Consider the following 18,441-nt stretch of genomic DNA (forward strand, 5'->3'; position numbering starts at 1 on the left):
TTTTTTGAATACTTTTCACGGATGATTTTCCTGCCCGTCTTCCGGCGCGCAGGCGTTCTTCTTAATTTCCTCTGTTGGTGTCGAATATCGGGCGAGACGCTAGTCGTCTGTTCTCATAAAGACCTGCAAAAATAGCCTTTGCTTTTCCCGGCAGGTTAATAAGTCAGAAGAGAAAGTGATGGAGAAGCTATGAGTTCATCGTGTATAGAAGACCAAAGCATTCAGGACAATCAATGGTATCGGATCGCCAGTGAGATGCTGGCGATGGCAGATATTCAGGTAAACGGTAATCGTCCTTTCGACCTTAAAGTAAAAAACACTGACTTCTTTAAGCGTGTTTTACAGGAAGGTTCTCTGGGCCTCGGTGAAAGTTACATGGACGGTTGGTGGGAATGCGACCGTCTGGATATCTTTTTCCAGCGTGTTATCCGTGCCGGTTTGGAAAATAAACTGCCCCACCATTTCAAAGATACTTTACGTGTCGCCGCAGCACGCCTGACTAATTTGCAATCGCGCAAACGGGCGTGGATTGTCGGCAAAGAGCATTATGATCTGGGCAACGATTTATTTACGCTGATGCTCGACCCCTACATGCAATATTCCTGCGGCTACTGGAAAGAAGCCACTACGCTTGAAGAAGCGCAGGAAGCAAAACTCAAAATGATCTGCGACAAGCTGCAATTAAAACCGGGACAGCGCCTGCTGGATATCGGTTGCGGTTGGGGTGGGTTATCTGAGTACGCCGCCAAAAATTATGGCGTAAGCGTTGTAGGTGTCACGATTTCTGCTGAACAACAAAAACTGGCTCAAAAACGCTGTGAAGGGCTGGATGTCACTATCCTGCTGCAGGATTACCGTGACCTGAATGATCAGTTTGACCGTATTGTTTCTGTCGGGATGTTTGAACATGTGGGTCCGAAAAATTATCAGACCTATTTTAATGTCGCCAAACGCAATATTAAACCTGACGGTATTTTCCTGCTGCACACCATTGGTTCTAACAAAACAGACCTTAATGTCGACCCGTGGATTGATAAATACATCTTTCCCAACGGCTGTCTGCCCTCTGTTCAGCAAATTGCACATAACAGCGAGTCACTGTTTGTGATGGAAGACTGGCACAATATTGGCGCTGATTATGATCGCACACTGATGGCATGGAATGAACGCTTTCAGAAACACTGGCCGGAACTGGCGGAAAAATACGGTGAACGTTTCCACCGTATGTTTACCTACTACCTGAATGCCTGCGCCGGGGCTTTCCGCGCCCGGGATATTCAGTTGTGGCAGGTTGTCTTCAGCCCGGAAGGCGTTGATGGAGGTATCCGCGTACCACGCTGATGATCTTCGGTTTGCCAATAAAAAAAACCGGACATTTATCGTCCGGTTTTTTATGCACGCCATTTTTTATTCGAATAAAAAGCCTGAGATGCTATTGCGCTTTATCGATCATCGCCTGCGCCGTGGCGATAGCCGCTTCACGGCTGGCTAATACACGTTCTACCGTATCGACAATCGCCTGGGTTTGCGGGTCGATTTCGATATTAATTTTGTCACCCAGACGTTTTGTGCCCAACGTCGTGCGTTGCAATGTTTCCGGAATTAAATGCACACAAAAACGGGTGCGGGTCACTTCACCGATAGTGAGACTAATACCGTCAATACCGATATAACCTTTATGTAATACATATTTCATCAAATCTTCATGCGGCATGCGAAACCAGATCTGACGGTTATTTTCTGAGGTCAGGATTTTTGCCACTTCTGCCGTGCAAATAATATGACCAGACATTAAATGCCCGCCAATTTCATCATTAAATCGCGCTGCACGTTCCAGATTAACCGGATCACCCTCTTTCAGTTCACCGAGATTCGTCAGACGCAAGGTTTCTTTCATCAGGTCAAAACTGACCAGATCACCGTTAACCTCAGTGACGGTCAGGCAGCAACCATTGTGTGCCACCGATGCGCCAAGCTGCAGGTTATCCAGCATATTTTCAGGTAAACGAACCACATGGGTACGGAAGTTAGGTTTCTCGTCGATCGATACGACCGTGCCGGTTCCCTGTACAATTCCGGTAAACATAGCCTTTTCCTCAATGTTTAAAACTGCTGTATTAAAACGTCACTCCGGTCAGTTTGCCGCAGAATTAATTGAAAGCCAATTCTCTGCGATAAGAAATAGCACCGTCTGCTTCAATTTCATTATTTAACTGACCATTAACAGCTTTGTTTGCTTAAAAATACCGACAATGTACAATCTTCGGACTATTTCCCTCTGTTCCATGCCATCTGTCATGGCATTTTTTATTCAATATAATCAAATAAAAAGGTGTATCTGTGCAGAAGTACCTTGCAGAAGCGCGGGTTCTGTTAGCGCTTGCCATCCCGGTCATCCTTGCGCAAATTGCGCAGACATCCATGGGCGTAGTGGACACAATAATGGCGGGTTCGGTCAGTGCCACGGACATGGCTGCCGTGGCTGTCGGCACCTCAATCTGGTTGCCGGCGATTTTATTCGGACACGGTTTACTGTTGTCACTGACCCCCACTGTCGCGCATTTAAATGGTGCCGGGCGTCGCGATAAAATTGGTCATCAGGTTCAGCAAGGGTTCTGGCTGGCTTCGGGTGTTTCGGTGCTGATCATCGCGGTGCTGTATCAGTGCGACCATATTCTTAGCCTGATGCATAACATTGATCCTGAGCTGAAAGCAAAAGCCGTCGGCTACCTGCATGCCATTATGTGGGGCGCGCCGGGCTATTTATTTTTCCAGGTGCTGCGTGACCAGTGTGAAGGTTTGTCAAAAACCAAACCAGGCATGGTATTCGGCTTTATCGGCCTGCTGGTCAATATTCCCGTTAATTACATTTTTATATACGGGAAGTTCGGCGCCCCCGCACTCGGGGGTGTCGGTTGTGGTGTCGCGACGGGCACAGTGTATTGGGTCATGTTCTTCATGATGCGGATTTATGTCCGCCGCAATCGTGCACTGCGTGACACTCAGCCACATTCACGGTTTGCGAAACCCGACTGGCCGACACTACGTCGCCTTATCCAGCTGGGTATGCCTATCGCACTGGCATTATTTTTCGAAGTGACACTGTTTGCGATCGTTGCCCTGCTGGTCTCCCCGTTGGGGATTGTTGCCGTGGCCAGTCACCAGATTGCGCTGAACGTCGGTTCGCTTATGTTCGTTATACCGCTGTCTTTAGGTGTTGCAGCCACTATTCGCGTAGGGTCCCGTTTAGGTGAATCTTCGGTTGAAGGCGCAAAGGTTGCAGCCTATACCAGTATCGGAACGGGGATAATGATGGCCTGCTGCACAAGCGTGACGGCCATCATTTTTCGCGAGCATATCGCCTCACTTTATAATGACAGCCCGGAAGTCGTCACGCTGGCTTCCCATCTGCTGATCTTTGCTGCGTTGTTTCAGATTTCAGATGCGATTCAGGTTATCGGCAGTGGCATTTTGCGGGGCTATAAAGATACACGTTCGATCTTCTACATTACGTTCGTCGCTTACTGGGTGCTGGGTCTGCCGGTAGGGTACACTCTCGGACTGACGGATATTCTGGTTCCACGAATGGGGCCAAGCGGTTTCTGGTGCGGGTTTATTTTGGGGCTGACTTTTGCCGCGCTGATGATGACATTGCGGATGCGCTGGTTACAAAAACAACCCTCTTATACTATTTTGCAAAAAGCGGGCCGTTAATCCCGCGGCTTTTCCGTGCGCTGTGCATAGGTGTACCGGCGCACGGATTTTTCAGCCTTTGTGCTGGCTGTTATGTCTAAAAAAACAACGCAATGCACATAAGGTCGGCAGTCACACACATTATGACAGGAAAATGTCTTTTTTCCCTTGCCAGTACTCAGAGAGGTCGTTAATATTCGTCCCCGTCGCCAACACTGGCTGACGAAAAAGAAAAACGATGCGTCCGTAGCTCAGTTGGTTAGAGCACCACCTTGACATGGTGGGGGTCGGTGGTTCGAGTCCACTCGGACGCACCATCTTTCTTAGCAAGACCATTGCATATTGTGCGTCCGTAGCTCAGTTGGTTAGAGCACCACCTTGACATGGTGGGGGTCGGTGGTTCGAGTCCACTCGGACGCACCAAAGCAATCTTCTGAACCTTCCCTTCTGCCGTAAACTCCCTGAACAATCTGAAATCACTTCTGACAACACTTTAGATTCGTGCGTGAATTTATGTTAAGTCATCCGTTTGTATTATTTAAGATTATTTCCTGTCTGTTCCTTTTTTTGCAATAGCGTGAACAAACCGTTATCTCTTCCGCTTTCCACCCTGCCCGCATTGGATAATTTCAAAACAACGTTCCGAAATCTGCCCTAAGCTTGCGCCGCATCACGTTTTTTATTTGGTTTCCCACCCGGTTCCCCTCTATAATACGCATCGTCTCTTCGATTGAATGGTTTCAGCCCCTTGATCTGTCGATATCGCAATTACAAAAGCGTGATCACTCCGGTAGCGATGATAAATCGCACAAATCGCTATGCTTTGGCTGAACTTACTACACCATTCCTTTCACAGTCTTCTACGCTTAGTAATGATTTGATTCAACCAGGCAAGACCTCAATTCCGCGCGGGCAGCACCGCTGTCAGGCAAACGCTTTTCCAATCCATCACAACTTGTAGATAAAATCGTCATGAAAAAGACCAAAATTGTTTGTACCATCGGTCCGAAAACCGAATCCGAAGAAATGCTGACCAAACTGCTTGATGCAGGCATGAACGTAATGCGTCTGAACTTCTCTCACGGTGATTATGAAGAGCACGGCCAGCGCATTCAAAATATCCGCAACGTGATGGTGAAGACCGGTCACAAAGCGGCCATTTTGCTGGACACTAAAGGTCCGGAAATCCGCACCATGAAACTGGAAGGCGGCAAAGATGCTTCCCTGGTTGCGGGTCAGACTTATACTTTCACCACCGATCAAAGCGTTATCGGTAACACCGAACGCGTAGCGGTTACTTATCAGGGCTTTGCTGCTGACCTGAAAATCGGTAACACCATTCTGGTCGATGACGGCCTGATTGGTATGGAAGTGACAAATGTCACCGAAACCGAAGTGACCTGTAAGGTACTGAACAACGGCGATCTGGGTGAGAACAAAGGTGTCAACCTGCCAGGTGTTTCTATCGCACTGCCAGCGCTGGCTGAAAAAGATAAACGTGATCTGATCTTCGGCTGTGAGCAAGGCGTTGACTTTGTCGCGGCTTCTTTCATCCGTAAACGTTCTGACGTTCTGGAGATTCGTGAGCACCTGAAAGCACACGGTGGCGAACACATCCAGATCATCTCCAAAATCGAAAACCAGGAAGGTCTGAACAACTTCGACGAAATTCTCGAAGCCTCAGACGGCATCATGGTTGCACGTGGTGACCTGGGCGTTGAAATCCCGGTTGAAGAAGTGATCTTCGCGCAGAAGATGATGATTGAGAAATGTAACCGTGCACGCAAAGTGGTTATCACCGCAACGCAAATGCTCGATTCCATGATCAAAAACCCACGCCCTACCCGTGCAGAAGCTGGCGACGTAGCGAACGCCATCATTGACGGCACCGACGCAGTGATGCTGTCTGGCGAAAGTGCGAAAGGTAAATACCCGCTGGAAGCTGTCACTATCATGGCAACCATCTGTGACCGTACTGACCGCGTGATGCAGAGTCGCATTGATGGCCAGAATGACAACCGTAAGCTGCGTATCACAGAAGCTGTATGCCGTGGTGCTGTTGAAACTGCTGAGAAACTGGACGCGCCATTGATCGTCGTTGCCACCAGCGGCGGTAAATCAGCAAAAGCCGTGCGTAAATACTTCCCGCATGCGACTATCCTTGCCCTGACCACTAACGAAATCACTGCACGTCAGCTTATCCTGACCAAAGGCGTTGTGACTCAGCTGGTCAAAGAGATTGCTTCCACTGACGACTTCTACCGTATCGGTAAAGAAGCGGCTATCGAAAGCGGTCTGGCACAGAAAGGTGATATCGTAGTGATGGTTTCTGGCGCCCTGGTTCAGAGCGGCACAACCAATACTTCATCGGTGCATGTTGTTTAATTAAAAACGTGACCACGAGCATTAATAAACGCCACGAAATGTGGCGTTTATTTATTCAAAAAGTATCTTCTTTCATAAAAAGTGCTAAATGCAGTAGCAGCAAAATTGGGATAAGTCCCATGGAATACGGCTGTTTTCGCTGCAATTTTTAACTTTTTCGTAAAAAAAGATGTTTCTTTGAGCGAACGATCAAAATATAGCGTTAACCGGCAAAAAATTATTCTCATTAGAAAATAGTTTGTGTAATACTTGTAACGCTACATGGAGATTAACTTAATCTAGAGGGTTTTATAATGAATCGCACTAAACTGGTACTGGGCGCTGTAATCCTGGCTTCAACTATGCTGGCTGGTTGTTCAAGCAATGCTAAAATCGACCAACTGTCTTCAGACGTTTCTACTCTGAACTCTAAAGTTGACCAACTGAGCAACGACGTGAACGCAATCCGTTCTGACGTTCAAGCAGCTAAAGACGATGCAGCTCGCGCTAACCAACGTCTGGACAACCAAGCTCACGCTTACAAGAAGTAATATTTACTTCTCTAGTTCAATGGCGCACTCAGTGCGCCATTTTTTTTATCTGCTATTTGTGCTTTTCTCCTCCCCTGACGACTTTAAATCATCATCAAACCTCCCCTTTAAAACGCGCTCTATCGCTCAGGTGAATGTCAGACACAAAAAAGGGACCCTACAGGCCCCTGGAGTTTAAATCGTTTCTGCTGTGGTTCTGCGAACGTTTACTGGGTGCTGGCTGTATTAACCGCCGGTTCGCCCGAATTCGCCATTTGTGGCGGGTTGACAGCAGGTGGTGTGTTTCCTGCTTTAGCGCCGACACTGACCACAACCGGCATACCAGAACGCCGTGTAATCGCTTCTTTTACCATCGCGGCGTTGGTGTCATCGTGTTTAATGAATTTCTTCATTGCAGCGGTCAGTGGGATCGGTTTGGTTTGCGGATCATCTTTCTCTGTGTGAGACAACGGCTGATGTACCTCGATATAACGTTTACCATCCGGTTCGACATCAAACTTGATAGGCTGATTCACAATTTGTACACGCGTCCCTTTTGGCACCGAGTTAAACAGCGCTTCGATATCGTCTGGACGCAGACGGATACAACCGGAACTCACACGCATACCAATGCCGAAATTCGCATTGGTCCCGTGGATCAGATACTGTCCTGAGCCTGCCGACAGACGCATTGCAAACAAGCCCATCGGATTATCCGGCCCGGCCGGCACCATCCCCGGTAATGTAATCCCCTCTTTCAGATAGGCTTTACGAATATTGGCGGTGGGCGTCCAGGTAGGATTCGGGATCTTCTGGCTGACAGAGGTCACCATCTCCGGTGTGTTACGCCCTAACTGGCCGATACCGATCGGATAAACAATGACTTTATTCTCGCCCTTCGGATAGTAGTAAAGGCGCAGCTCCGCCAGGTTGACGACAATCCCTTCACGTTTGGTATCCGGTAACAGCATTTGCGATGGGATAGTCAGCACGGTGCCCGCTTTGGGCAAATAAGGGTCTGTTCCCGGATTCGCTTCCAGCATCGCGATCAGCCCAATTTGGTATTTGGCCGCCACATCTTCCAGCGGTTTACCGTCGTTGGGCACCACATATGTCGTATTTTCACCAATCAGGCGGCTATTATCCGGCGGCAGTGGATATTCTGCCGCACTTGCGGTCATGGAATGCGTTGCTACCAGTGTGCCAACTAACATTGCCAGAAGGGGTAATGCGCGTCTCATACTCAGTCCTTTTTCGGCCTGCACTCAGCGAATCTGAGGCAAGGCAATGATCTTGTCAGGTAATAGTAGCAGCGCAGAATTTCATGGCAATCAAACCACTGTAAATCAGAAAGTTACCTTACAGAAGTCAGGATAAAACCCAGAAGGATAGTGAATTGAAAAATCAGGAGTAAAAGGAAATAAACGGGGGGAAATAAGCGTTCTGCCTTGCTCATTAGCAGACAATTCCTAATGAGCAAGACAATGCAGCAGCACCAGTATTAAGAGAGCTCTGCTGCTTTAGCGCGGATAGAGCGAATCATCGCTTCCAGCCCTTGTGAGCGTGAAGGCGTCAGATGCTGACTCAGTTCAAGCTCAGTGAAAAAAGGACGTACATCCAGTTCCACCACATCGCGAGGCGTCAGGCCCTGATACAGGCTAAAGACAATCGCGACCAGGCCTTTAACAATGGCTGCATCACTGTCACCTTCGAAAGTCAGTGCCCCCTTCTCATCGGTACGCATGACAATCCATACCTGGCTCTGACAACCGGAAATCAGGTTTTGGTCCTGACGGTGCTCTTCCGCTAAGGCGGGTAACTGGCCACCCAGCTCAATCACGTACAGATATTTTTCTTCCCAATTCGGGCATCGGGAAAAATTTCTGACTAACTTGTTTTTATCTGGCAAAGCCATAAAGACATCCTGATCTGGGCTGTCAGGATTAACCCAACAACCGGTGAATACGTTGCAGCCCCGCGACCAAACGGTCGACTTCTTCACGGGTATTGTACATCGCGAGTGACGCACGGCACATAGCCGGAACACCGTAGAAGGACATTAATGGCATCGCACAATGGTGACCGGTGCGGATGGCAATACCGTATTGATCAAGGAAGCTGCCGACGTCGTACGCATGGTGTTTACCCAGATTAAACGCGATAACGCCTGCACGGGTAGCCGGGCCGTAAATCTGAATATCTGGCACCTGTGCCATCGCATTGAGCGCATAGCTCATCAGGTCCTGTTCATAAGCATGGATATTTTCCAGCCCCAGAGCAGTGACGTATTCCATTGCCGCACCCAGTCCCATAATACCGCCGGTATTGGGTGTGCCGGCTTCAAAGCGCCATGGAGCTGCCGTGAATGTGGTGCCTTCTGTCAGGCTGACATGCTTGATCATCGAGCCGCCACCTTCCCACGGCGGCATTTGATCCAGCAGGGCTTTGCGCCCGTACAGGATACCAATACCGGTCGGGCCGTAGAGTTTATGTCCTGACCAGACATAGAAATCACAGCCCAGCGCCTGCACATCAACCGCCTGATGCATGACCGCCTGCGCACCATCGACCAGAACGGTCAGGCCGGCAGCTTTAGCCTGCGGAATGATTTTTTCGATCGGGTTAACCGTGCCTAATACATTGGAAACATGCGCTAACGTCAGCAGTTTTGTGCGTGGCGTGATCAGTGATTCAAGCTGTGATAAATCCAGCTCACCTTCCGGTGTCAGGTGCCAGACATCAATATGAAGCTCACGTTCTTTCGCCAGCATCTGCCATGGCACGATGTTCGCGTGGTGTTCCATTTCAGTCAGAATGATGTGGTCGCCGGCGTGTAAAAACTCACGCCCCCAGGTATTGGCGACCAGGTTAATGGCTTCCGTGGAACCTTTGACGAAGACAATTTCTTCCGCCGATGCGGCATTCATGAAACGGGCGGCCTGAGTGCGGACGTTTTCCATCTGCTCCGTCGCTTCCGCGCTCATGGTATGAATGCCACGGTGAACCGCAGCATAACCTTGCTCGAAGAAAGCCATTTCACGTTGAATGACCTGATGCGGTTTCTGTGCGCTGGCCGCGCTGTCAAGGTAGGCCAGCGGCTGGCCGTTAACTTCACGGCTCAGCACAGGGAAATCGCTACGTACTTTTTCCAGTGGAAAACTCATTACTTACCTCGATTTAGTCTGCCTGCAATACGGGCAATGACGACTTCACGCAGGGTTTCATTCTCAATGGCTTCCGTCAGTTCAGCGGCAAAAGCAAAGATGATCATTTGCTGAGCATCCTGCCCGCTAATCCCACGGGTACGCAGATAGAAAAGCTGTTCGTCATCAATACGACCCACTGTCGCACCGTGGCTGCACTTCACGTCATCGGCATAAATTTCCAGCTGAGGTTTGGTATCAACTTCAGTGTGTTTGCCCAGCAACAAGTTGTTGTTGGTCATTTTGCCGTCCGTTTTCAGTGCGTGCTGAGCCACTTTGATCATGCCGTTAAAAATCGCTTTAGCACGATCGTTGACGATCACTTTATGCAACTGGTTGCTGTTGCAATAACCTTTGTTGTGTTCGAGATATGTGCGTGTATCGGCAATTTCAGAATCAACCGGCAGAACCAGACTGTTGATATCCAGATTGCTGTTTTCGCCGTTCAGCTGCGCACTGGTATTATTACGGGTCAGACCCGCGCCCAGCAGGAAGCTGTGGCTGGAAACACGGGCATCGCGCCCGATGACCAGATCATTATGCGAAAAGTGGAAACTGGCCTGGCTTTCAAATGCCAGTTTGTAATGCGTGAAATCTGCATTATCGCCCACATTTACCGTCATACGTGCACCGGTGAAATGTCCCTGCTCATTCAGACTCAGGTAATGTTCAATCACTTCAGCATTCGCGCCATTTTCAATCGCCAGATGATAACGATGATGAACGGTATTCATTTCGCGTGACTGCTCACGACCACTGCTCAGATGCAGCAGATACAACGGCTTATCAGCCTGCTTGCCCACAGGCAAACGCACGGAGAAAGAATCCTGCGCCAGGCTTTCAGTCAGATGTAAAAACACCTCTGACTGAATCGGATCCGGTAATGTTTGTTGCCCGGACGCGTTCAGTTTTTCGATTTCAAACGCACCGGTATCACTGTCGCTGAGGCTCGCATCGAAACGACCATCCACGAAAACCAGGCGGTAACAATCCAGCGGCAACGCCAGAGATTTGATTTTCTCAACCGTCAGCGCCTGCTGCTGAGGAGCGAAGAATTGATTACCCAGCAGTGAGGAAACCGGCGTGTATTTCCAGTCTTCCAGTTTTGCGTGCGGAAAACCAAGGCGCAACACCTGTTGCCAATGGGCATGCGCGTGGGGCGACTGCTCTCCCCCGCGGCTTTCAAAAAGGCGGTAAAGTTGCTGCATGGCGTGCGAACTGCCCGCCGCAGGGACATTACTCTTCGTCGGTAAGCCAGCCATAACCTTGCTCCTCTAACTGTTTAACCAAGGTGAAATCGCCGGATTTAACAATGCGGCCCTGATACAAAACGTGCACGTAGTCAGGCTTGATGTAGTCGAGGATACGCTGGTAGTGGGTGACAATAACGAATGAACGCTTGCCGTCACGCAGTGTGTTAACACCATCAGAAACAATCTTCAGCGCATCAATGTCCAGACCGGAGTCAGTTTCATCAAGGATGCACAGGTTTGGCTCAAGCGCCGCCATTTGCAGAATATCGTTACGCTTTTTCTCACCACCGGAGAAACCTACATTCACTGAACGGGTCAGCAAATCGGCAGGCATCTTCAGCATCGCAATTTTTTCTTCGATGAAATCTGCAAAGTCAAAGCGATCCATCGGTTCCTGGCCGCGATATTTACGCACCGCGTTCACTGCAGTTTGCAGGAAGAAATGGTTGGTTACGCCCGGGATTTCTACCGGATACTGGAAAGCCATAAACACACCTTCACCCGCGCGGTCTTCCGGGGCGAGTTCCAGCAAATCTTTACCGTTGAAGATCACGGAACCGTCAGTCACTTCGTAATCTTCACGGCCAGCCAGTGTCGCGGAGAGCGTACTTTTGCCTGAGCCGTTCGGCCCCATAATGGCGTGTACTTCACCCGGTTTAATCTCCAGATCAAGTCCTTTCAGAATTTCCTTTTCTTCGACACGGACCTTCAAATTCTTAATGCTTAACATACGTATCCTTGAGTTTGCGCCTGCGCGCCTTAATTCTGTTTATGCTGTGACTTTAATGAACTCAAACCTGTGCGTCGTGCATCTCACACCCTGCTGCGACGTCAGGAGAGCGTACGGCGAATTAACCGACGCTGTGTTCAAGGCTGATCGCCAGCAGTTTCTGTGCTTCGACAGCAAACTCCAGCGGCAGCTCAGAAAAGACATCTTTACAGAAACCATTTACTATCATGGAAATAGCATCATCTTCGCTGATACCACGTTGCAGACAGTAAAACAGCTGGTCATCGCCGATTTTTGACGTCGTGGCTTCATGTTCCAGCTGAGCCGTATTATTGCGCACTTCAACATACGGGAACGTATGCGCGGCACTGTCGGCACCAATCAGCATGGAATCGCACTGCGTAAAGTTGCGGGCGTTTTCTGCACTTGGCAGGATCTTCACCAGACCGCGGTAGCTGTTCTGGCTGTGACCGGCGGAAATACCTTTGGAGATAATGGTCGACTTGGTATTTTTACCAATGTGGATCATTTTGGTACCGGTATCCGCCTGCTGTTTACCGCTGGTCAGCGCAACCGAGAAAAATTCACCAATTGAGTTATCCCCTTTGAGAATAACGCTCGGGTATTTCCAGGTGATGGCTGAGCCGGTTTCAGACTGGGTCCAGGACATCTTCGAGCCTGCGCCTTCGCACAATGCACGTTTAGTCACGAAGTTTAAAATACCGCCGCTGCTGTCTTTGCTACCGGAGAACCAGTTCTGCACCGTGGAATATTTCACTTCCGCGTCTTTGTGCAGGATCACTTCAACCACCGCAGCATGGAGCTGATAGGTGTCACGCACCGGTGCGGAACAGCCTTCGATGTAACTGACATAACTGCCTTCATCAGCAATCAGGATCGTACGTTCAAACTGACCGGTTTTCGCGGCATTTATGCGGAAGTAGGTCGACAACTCCATCGGGCAGCGCACACCTTTTGGCACATAAACAAACGTACCATCAGAAGCTACAGCCGCATTCAGTGCCGCAAAGAAGTTATCCTGAGCGGGAACAACGGTACCGAGGTATTTACGCACCAGATCAGGATATTCATGAATAGCTTCACCGAATGAGCAGAAAATGACGCCCGATTCAGCCAGCTTTTCGCGATACGTTGTGGAGACAGAAACGGAGTCAAAAATCGCATCGACAGCGACTTCTTTACCTTCACGAACCGGAACGCCCAGCTGTTCGAAAGCCTTTTCAACTTCGCTGGTCAGATAATTGTTTGCTTCGCCCGCAGGAACCCCCAGGGATTCGCCGCCAGATTGCTGCGTCGCCCCCGGTTGTGAGCCACAGCTATCATCGCAGCTGCCACAGGATGGCGCGGAATAGTAGCTGTAATCCTGGTAATCCAGAGGCGTATAGTACGCCTTCAGCCAGTGTGGCTCTTCCATTTTCAACCAGGCATGATAAGCCTGCAGACGGAACTCCAGCATCCACTCAGGCTCGTTGCGCTTTGCGGAAATCGCACGCACTACATCTTCGTTGATGCCTGATGCTAATTCATCGGTTGCCAGCTGGGTAAAGAACCCTTCCTTGTAATTCGTCCCCTCGCCGACCCAAGACTGCACATCATCTGGAATTTCTACGTTGCTTCGTGACATGTTGGTTACATCGCTTTGTTTACAATAATCTTAGAAACTGAAAGTTTTAAACGCCGAAACTTTCACCACACCCGCAGGCATGCTGAGCTTTAGGATTATTGAATTTAAATATCTGATTGAGTCCTTCGCGGACAAAATCCACCTCGGTTCCGTCGATGAAAGGCATGGCCTTCAGCGGAACAAACAGCAAAGCGCCGTCATGTTCAAACACCAGGTCATCGCTGGCCGGTTGTTTGGTTAAATCCAGAACGTAGCCAAAGCCGGCACACCCCGACTGTTTCACGGAGAGCTGAAGACCTTTAACTTCGGGATCCTGTGCCACCAGAGTATTAATCTGTTTCGCTGCAGAATCAGTCAGGCTAACACCTTGCCATACGTTGTCGTCTAAAGAGAAAGAGCCGACAGTTTCAGTTTGCATCTGTCTTACCTCATAATTTTACGGTCATAGACAAGACCTATTGTCTCTATTCTAGTGATAACGTTAATCACTTCAACCTCTTGTTTTAAGAGGGTATAGCGATGACACACGAGGAAAGACACTCAATGTGCGTCGTCTTTACATCCGGCCGCTGGCGGGTCTTGAACACCGCAACCATCAACTGATTGAATAAGTTGTCAATTTTTTGTTAAAAATTAAAATAAACCTTATAAAAGGTAAGGTTTAATAGCTTTCAATGTATCTATTATAAAACATTCATCGGAAATGCCTATTTATGAATTAGCCATATCCGAAGAATTAAAGCTCTTTTTGCTTACTGCCTTAAGCCCCACAAAAATAAAAAAAGCGCATGAAAACGTTGATCCGGCGATTTTTTGCCAATATGATGTTTATTATTTGATAATGATTATCATTCAGATAACCCGGAATATTGAGAATGACTCAATCGGTAAATGCGTGGTTGCAAGGCAAGATCGACGAATATAAATCAAGTGTCCGCGATGCCACCGTGGATTTTTATATGGCAGATGCTGCCTTACGACGCCCGGATGCGCATCTTTGTCAGCTCAAACGCTTCAACAGCCTTTGCCTCGATATGGCCAATCTGTGCCTGCAGAACGGAGATGATCACAGTTATCTTCATGCATTATGCAAATTGCATAACCGCCTGATCCTGGAAATCAACAGCGTGGTACGTTGTGAACTCTTCCGTGTTCAGAGTTACCATTTTGCGCGGCACACGTTAAAACTCATTTGTCAGTATTATGCCATGATGGGCATCTGGGAAAAAGCAACGGCATTTCAAACTGACTTCGCCAAACGTGTTCCTTTTCAGCTTTAATTTATTTTCAATAAGTTAGCCAGTTTTGTTCAGCCCAATAAAAAAGCAGATACATTCATCATGCATCCGCTTGTTACGTGTCTGACTCCGTGATCAGGATTGATTAATAACGCGTATCAATGATCGATCACCATGGTCGTCAGCCGCGATACACAGCACAGATTCCCTTTCTGATCAAAAATCTCAATCTGCCAGACCTGGCTGCGGCGACCGGTGCGCAATGCGCGGCAGACACCGCGCACGTGTCCTTCCCTTGCAGACTGCATATGGCTGGCATTAATTTCCACTCCCACCACGGTTTGATTCCCTTCACAGCATAAATAACCTGCCATCGACCCCATGGTTTCCGCCAGAACAACGGATGCGCCGCCGTGCAGCAAGCCAAATGGCTGGGTAGTGCGTGCATCTACCGGCATGGTTGCTTCAAGGAAATCCTCACCCAGTTGCGTGAACTCAATCCCCACATGCCCCACCATACATCCCTGACTGCGCTGATTCAGGGTTTCCAGCGTGGTACTCCGTTTCCAGAATGACATAATGCTTCCTTATGGTTAGGGAATGATTTCCAGCAAGGCCTGTAAAGGATGGCGAACACCGTTGCCTTCGATGCGTTTTACCTGGCTGCGACAGGAATAGCCGGTTGCCAGACAGCGCTGGCGCGGTAAGCGTTGCAAAGCGGTGTGCCAGGAAAGCTCATAAATCCCCAGAGAGTTTTCAAGATTTTTAGTTTCATGGCCATACGTCCCTGCCATTCCACAGCACCCGACACTGACGTTTTCCAGCTTCGCACCGTAGCGGGCAAAGATATCGCCCCACTGTTTGCTACTGTTTGGCAGGGCAGTGCTTTCCGTACAATGTCCGAACAGATACCAGGCCTCGCCACTTTGCTGTTGCGCCGGACGCTCCGCCAGCCAGGTATCCAGCCATTCATGCACGAGTTGCACCTGGAAGGATCCGCGCGTGTCCCCGAGAATTTCTTTATATTCATCGCGGTAACACAGTACCAGCGCAGGATCAACCCCCACCATCGGCATTCCCAACTGTGATACACGGTTAAGGAGCAGGGACGTTTTCTTCGCTGTTTTGGCAAAACGGGTCAGGAAACCTTTTATATGCTGCGCTTTGCCGTTAGGTGAAAAAGGCAGCAGAACGGGTTTAAGGCCCAGTTTTTCAATCAGACGGATAAAATCAGCAACGACCTGTGCGTCGTAAAAACTGGTAAAGGGATCCTGGACTACCAGCACGTATTCACCCCGTTGTGCCGGAGGAATGGCCTCCAGTTGTTCAAGTGTCATCTTACTGGCACGATGCCCTGATAACTGCTCACGAAGGGTCGGAGAAGACAGTAAAGGCAAATCCACCATGCCGATGCTTTTCCGGCTCATCTCCCGTAACCAGGGCTGCCTGAGGAAAAAATTGAACACCTTAGGGGCTTTGGCCATCAGAGGAGCGTAGCTTTCAACGCCTGCGACAAAATGATCGCGGGCCGGGCGCAGGTAGCGGGTGTGGTAAAGCTGCAGGAAACGCGAGCGGAAGCCCGGCACATCAATTTTTATCGGGCACTGTGTCGAGCAGGCTTTACAGGCCAGGCAACCGGACATCGCCTCTTTCACTTCATGGGAGAAATCATATTCCCCTTTATTGGCATGCCAGGTATTACGTGTACGGTCAATCAGGCTGCGCAAGCTCATACCTTTTTCCGGCAACGCATTCTCAAGCGCCAGCGGATCTACACCTTGTTCTGACAATAAACGCAACCATTCACGTACCAGACCCGCGCGACCTTTTGGAGAGTGGATACGGCTGCCCGTGATTTTCATTGACGGGCACATCGGACTTTTCACATCAAAGTTAAAGCACAGGCCGTTACCATTACATTCCATCGCGCCGCGGAATGACTGACGGACTTCCAGCGGAATACGGCGATCGAGGGTTCCGCGTTTTGGCGCATCAACTTTCATCATCGGCTCGTCACACTCAAGCGGTGCACAGATTTTGCCGGGATTGAGGCGGTTATCCGGATCGAATACGGTTTTGATCCGACGCAGTTCATGGAACAGCGCTTCACCAAAGAACGCCGGACTGTATTCCGCACGGAACCCTTTTCCGTGCTCTCCCCAGAGTAACCCCCCGTATTTCGCGGTCAGCGCGACAACTTCATCAGAGATTTGCCTGAGCAATATCTCCTGTTGCGGGTCGCACATGTCCAGCGCCGGACGCACGTGCAATACGCCCGCATCCACGTGCCCGAACATGCCATAACTGAGATGATGACTGTCGAGTAACGCCCGAAATTCAACAATGTAATCCGCCAGATGCTGAGGGGGCACGCAGGTGTCTTCTGCAAACGGCAGGGGTTTAGCCTGCCCTTTTGCATTGCCCAACAGACCGACGGCTTTCTTACGCATATTATAAATACGCTCGATACCGGCCAGATCGGCGCAAATCTGATAACCGATAACACCGCCTTCTTTATCACTTATCAGGCTATCCAGACGTTCGCACAGCGCACTGACCTGGGTTTCAATCAGGTCGGCATCATCTCCGGCAAATTCAACAATATTCAGCCCCTGCATGTCGAAGCCTTCAACGTCCTTGATATAATCACGAACGCTGTGCCAGACAATATCTTCACGTGCCAGATTCAGCACTTTGGAGTCCACAGTTTCAACCGAGAGCGCCTTAGCCTCCACCATAAAAGGAGCATTACGTAGCGCTGAATTAAAGGAGTCGTATTTGATATTGACCAGGCGACGCACTTTGGGGATTGGCGTGATATTCAGGCGTGCTTCGGTGATAAAGGCCAGCGAGCCTTCTGAACCGGTCAGAATACGTGTCAGGTTGAAGGTCTGCAGATCGTCACTCAGTACATGGCGCAGATCGTAGCCTGTGAGGAAGCGGTTAAGTTTCGGGAATTTTTCGATCACCAGCGCACGGTTATCGCGACAACTGTCCAGCACAGTGCGGTAAATCCGCCCGATGACTGAATCCTCTTCGCCCAGCTTATCAGCCAGCGCCGTCGGAATAGCGGTGGTATCCAGCATCTCACCACCGAGCACAATCGCACGAACACCAAGAACGTGATCAGACGTTTTACCGTAAACCAGCGACCCCTGACCGGACGCATCCGTGTTAATCATACCCCCCAGCGTCGCACGGTTACTGGTTGATAACTCGGGTGAAAAGAAAAAGCCGAACGGTCGCAGATAATCATTAAGCTGATCTTTAATTACACCGGCTTCAACCTTGACCCAGCCCTGTTCCAGGTTGATATCAAGGATGCGGTTCATATGACGGGACATATCAACCACAATGCCGCGGTTCAATGACTGCCCGTTGGTACCGGTACCGCCTCCGCGTGGAGTGAAAACGAGCGTTTTAAAACGTTCCTGCCCGGCAAGACGGGCAATCAATGCCACATCTGACGTTGCAATCGGGAATAAGACCGCATCCGGCAGCAACTGATAGACGCTGTTGTCCGTCGCCATCGTCAGTCTGTCGGCATAAGTTGTTGTAACATCACCCGTAAAACCATTGCTTTTTAACGCTTCCAAAAAATCGAGCACCAGCTGGATGACACCCGGTGCCTGAGAAATCTGTGGGATCATTGAATTATGACTCTGTCTTTGTTGTATGCCTGGCGGGCCCGAGGCGTTCTACCGGATCTGCCCGGCAGATCCACCCTATTCTTTACCCGGAATAAAAACTAACATACTTCGTTTTTAAGCGCTCCGTCTGGTTCA

General features: G+C 49.5%; 15 protein-coding genes and 2 tRNA genes. 7 read left to right on the forward strand and 10 right to left on the reverse strand.

Features of this window, described 5'->3' with window-relative positions; all coding sequences use genetic code 11:
- Positions 1-189 precede the first annotated feature (189 nt).
- Positions 190-1,341: a cyclopropane fatty acyl phospholipid synthase gene (cfa, locus tag ACOZIO_RS03855; RefSeq protein ID WP_129951701.1), complete on the forward strand. Its 1,152-nt coding sequence runs from the start codon at positions 190-192 to the stop codon at positions 1,339-1,341.
- Positions 1,342-1,432: 91 nt separating this feature from the next.
- Here the strand turns inward: cfa and ACOZIO_RS03860 are convergent, their stop codons facing one another.
- On the reverse strand, positions 1,433-2,086 hold the full coding sequence (locus ACOZIO_RS03860) for a riboflavin synthase subunit alpha (protein ID WP_129951702.1): 654 nt from the start codon (positions 2,084-2,086) through the stop codon (positions 1,433-1,435).
- Positions 2,087-2,340: 254 nt separating this feature from the next.
- Here ACOZIO_RS03860 and ACOZIO_RS03865 point away from each other — a divergent pair, with 254 nt between their 5' ends.
- The 5 genes from ACOZIO_RS03865 (at position 2,341) to ACOZIO_RS03885 (ending at position 6,608) form a co-directional block, all read left to right on the forward strand.
- A complete protein-coding gene (locus ACOZIO_RS03865) occupies positions 2,341-3,714 on the forward strand; it encodes an MATE family efflux transporter (RefSeq protein ID WP_129951703.1) in 1,374 nt (457 codons plus the stop codon).
- Between the two features lie 219 nt (positions 3,715-3,933).
- Positions 3,934-4,010: transfer RNA gene (locus ACOZIO_RS03870), tRNA-Val, on the forward strand.
- Between the two features lie 29 nt (positions 4,011-4,039).
- Positions 4,040-4,116, forward strand: a tRNA-Val gene (locus ACOZIO_RS03875).
- 549 nt (positions 4,117-4,665) lie between these two features.
- Entirely contained in the window at positions 4,666-6,078 is a 1,413-nt protein-coding gene (gene pykF, locus ACOZIO_RS03880; RefSeq protein ID WP_129951704.1) for a pyruvate kinase PykF, read from the forward strand.
- A 293-nt stretch (positions 6,079-6,371) separates the two neighbouring features.
- Positions 6,372-6,608, forward strand: a complete 237-nt coding sequence (locus tag ACOZIO_RS03885; protein ID WP_013576093.1) for a major outer membrane lipoprotein — start codon at positions 6,372-6,374, stop codon at positions 6,606-6,608.
- Between the two features lie 206 nt (positions 6,609-6,814).
- Here ACOZIO_RS03885 and ACOZIO_RS03890 read toward each other — a convergent pair whose 3' ends face one another.
- The 7 genes from ACOZIO_RS03890 to sufA all read right to left on the reverse strand — a co-directional run bounded on the left by ACOZIO_RS03890 (position 6,815) and on the right by sufA (position 13,836).
- Positions 6,815-7,828 carry a L,D-transpeptidase family protein gene (locus ACOZIO_RS03890; protein ID WP_129951705.1) on the reverse strand — a complete coding sequence of 338 codons (1,014 nt, stop codon included), beginning with the start codon at positions 7,826-7,828 and terminating at the stop codon, positions 6,815-6,817.
- A 260-nt stretch (positions 7,829-8,088) separates the two neighbouring features.
- Positions 8,089-8,502 carry a cysteine desulfuration protein SufE gene (sufE, locus tag ACOZIO_RS03895; RefSeq protein WP_129951706.1) on the reverse strand — a complete coding sequence of 138 codons (414 nt, stop codon included), beginning with the start codon at positions 8,500-8,502 and terminating at the stop codon, positions 8,089-8,091.
- 28 nt (positions 8,503-8,530) lie between these two features.
- Entirely contained in the window at positions 8,531-9,751 is a 1,221-nt protein-coding gene (sufS, locus tag ACOZIO_RS03900) for a cysteine desulfurase SufS (RefSeq protein ID WP_129951707.1), read from the reverse strand.
- Positions 9,751-11,052, reverse strand: coding sequence for a Fe-S cluster assembly protein SufD (gene sufD, locus ACOZIO_RS03905; protein WP_129990433.1), 1,302 nt, complete (start codon positions 11,050-11,052; stop codon positions 9,751-9,753). Before sufD ends, sufS begins: the two co-directional genes overlap by 1 nt.
- Positions 11,027-11,773: a Fe-S cluster assembly ATPase SufC gene (gene sufC, locus ACOZIO_RS03910; RefSeq protein WP_013576099.1), complete on the reverse strand. Its 747-nt coding sequence runs from the start codon at positions 11,771-11,773 to the stop codon at positions 11,027-11,029. Before sufC ends, sufD begins: the two co-directional genes overlap by 26 nt.
- A 121-nt stretch (positions 11,774-11,894) precedes the next feature.
- Positions 11,895-13,418 (reverse strand): Fe-S cluster assembly protein SufB, encoded by a 1,524-nt coding sequence (gene sufB, locus ACOZIO_RS03915; protein ID WP_129951709.1) that lies wholly within the window; start codon positions 13,416-13,418, stop codon positions 11,895-11,897.
- A gap of 46 nt (positions 13,419-13,464) precedes the next feature.
- Positions 13,465-13,836, reverse strand: coding sequence for a Fe-S cluster assembly scaffold SufA (gene sufA, locus ACOZIO_RS03920; RefSeq protein WP_013576101.1), 372 nt, complete (start codon positions 13,834-13,836; stop codon positions 13,465-13,467).
- 457 nt (positions 13,837-14,293) lie between these two features.
- Between sufA and ACOZIO_RS03925 the strand changes: the two genes are divergently transcribed.
- Positions 14,294-14,698, forward strand: coding sequence for a hypothetical protein (locus ACOZIO_RS03925; protein WP_129951710.1), 405 nt, complete (start codon positions 14,294-14,296; stop codon positions 14,696-14,698).
- Positions 14,699-14,814: 116 nt separating this feature from the next.
- On the opposite strand, the gene ACOZIO_RS03930 is transcribed toward ACOZIO_RS03925, so the two are convergent.
- Entirely contained in the window at positions 14,815-15,234 is a 420-nt protein-coding gene (locus tag ACOZIO_RS03930) for a hotdog fold thioesterase (RefSeq protein ID WP_129951711.1), read from the reverse strand.
- A 15-nt stretch (positions 15,235-15,249) separates the two neighbouring features.
- Complete coding sequence (gene ydiJ / locus ACOZIO_RS03935; RefSeq protein ID WP_421594940.1) at positions 15,250-18,306, reverse strand: D-2-hydroxyglutarate dehydrogenase YdiJ; 3,057 nt, start codon at positions 18,304-18,306, stop codon at positions 15,250-15,252.
- Positions 18,307-18,441: the final 135 nt, after the last annotated feature.

The organism is Rahnella sp. PD4 (assembly GCF_049199325.1).
Lineage (GTDB): Bacteria > Pseudomonadota > Gammaproteobacteria > Enterobacterales > Enterobacteriaceae > Rahnella > Rahnella perminowiae.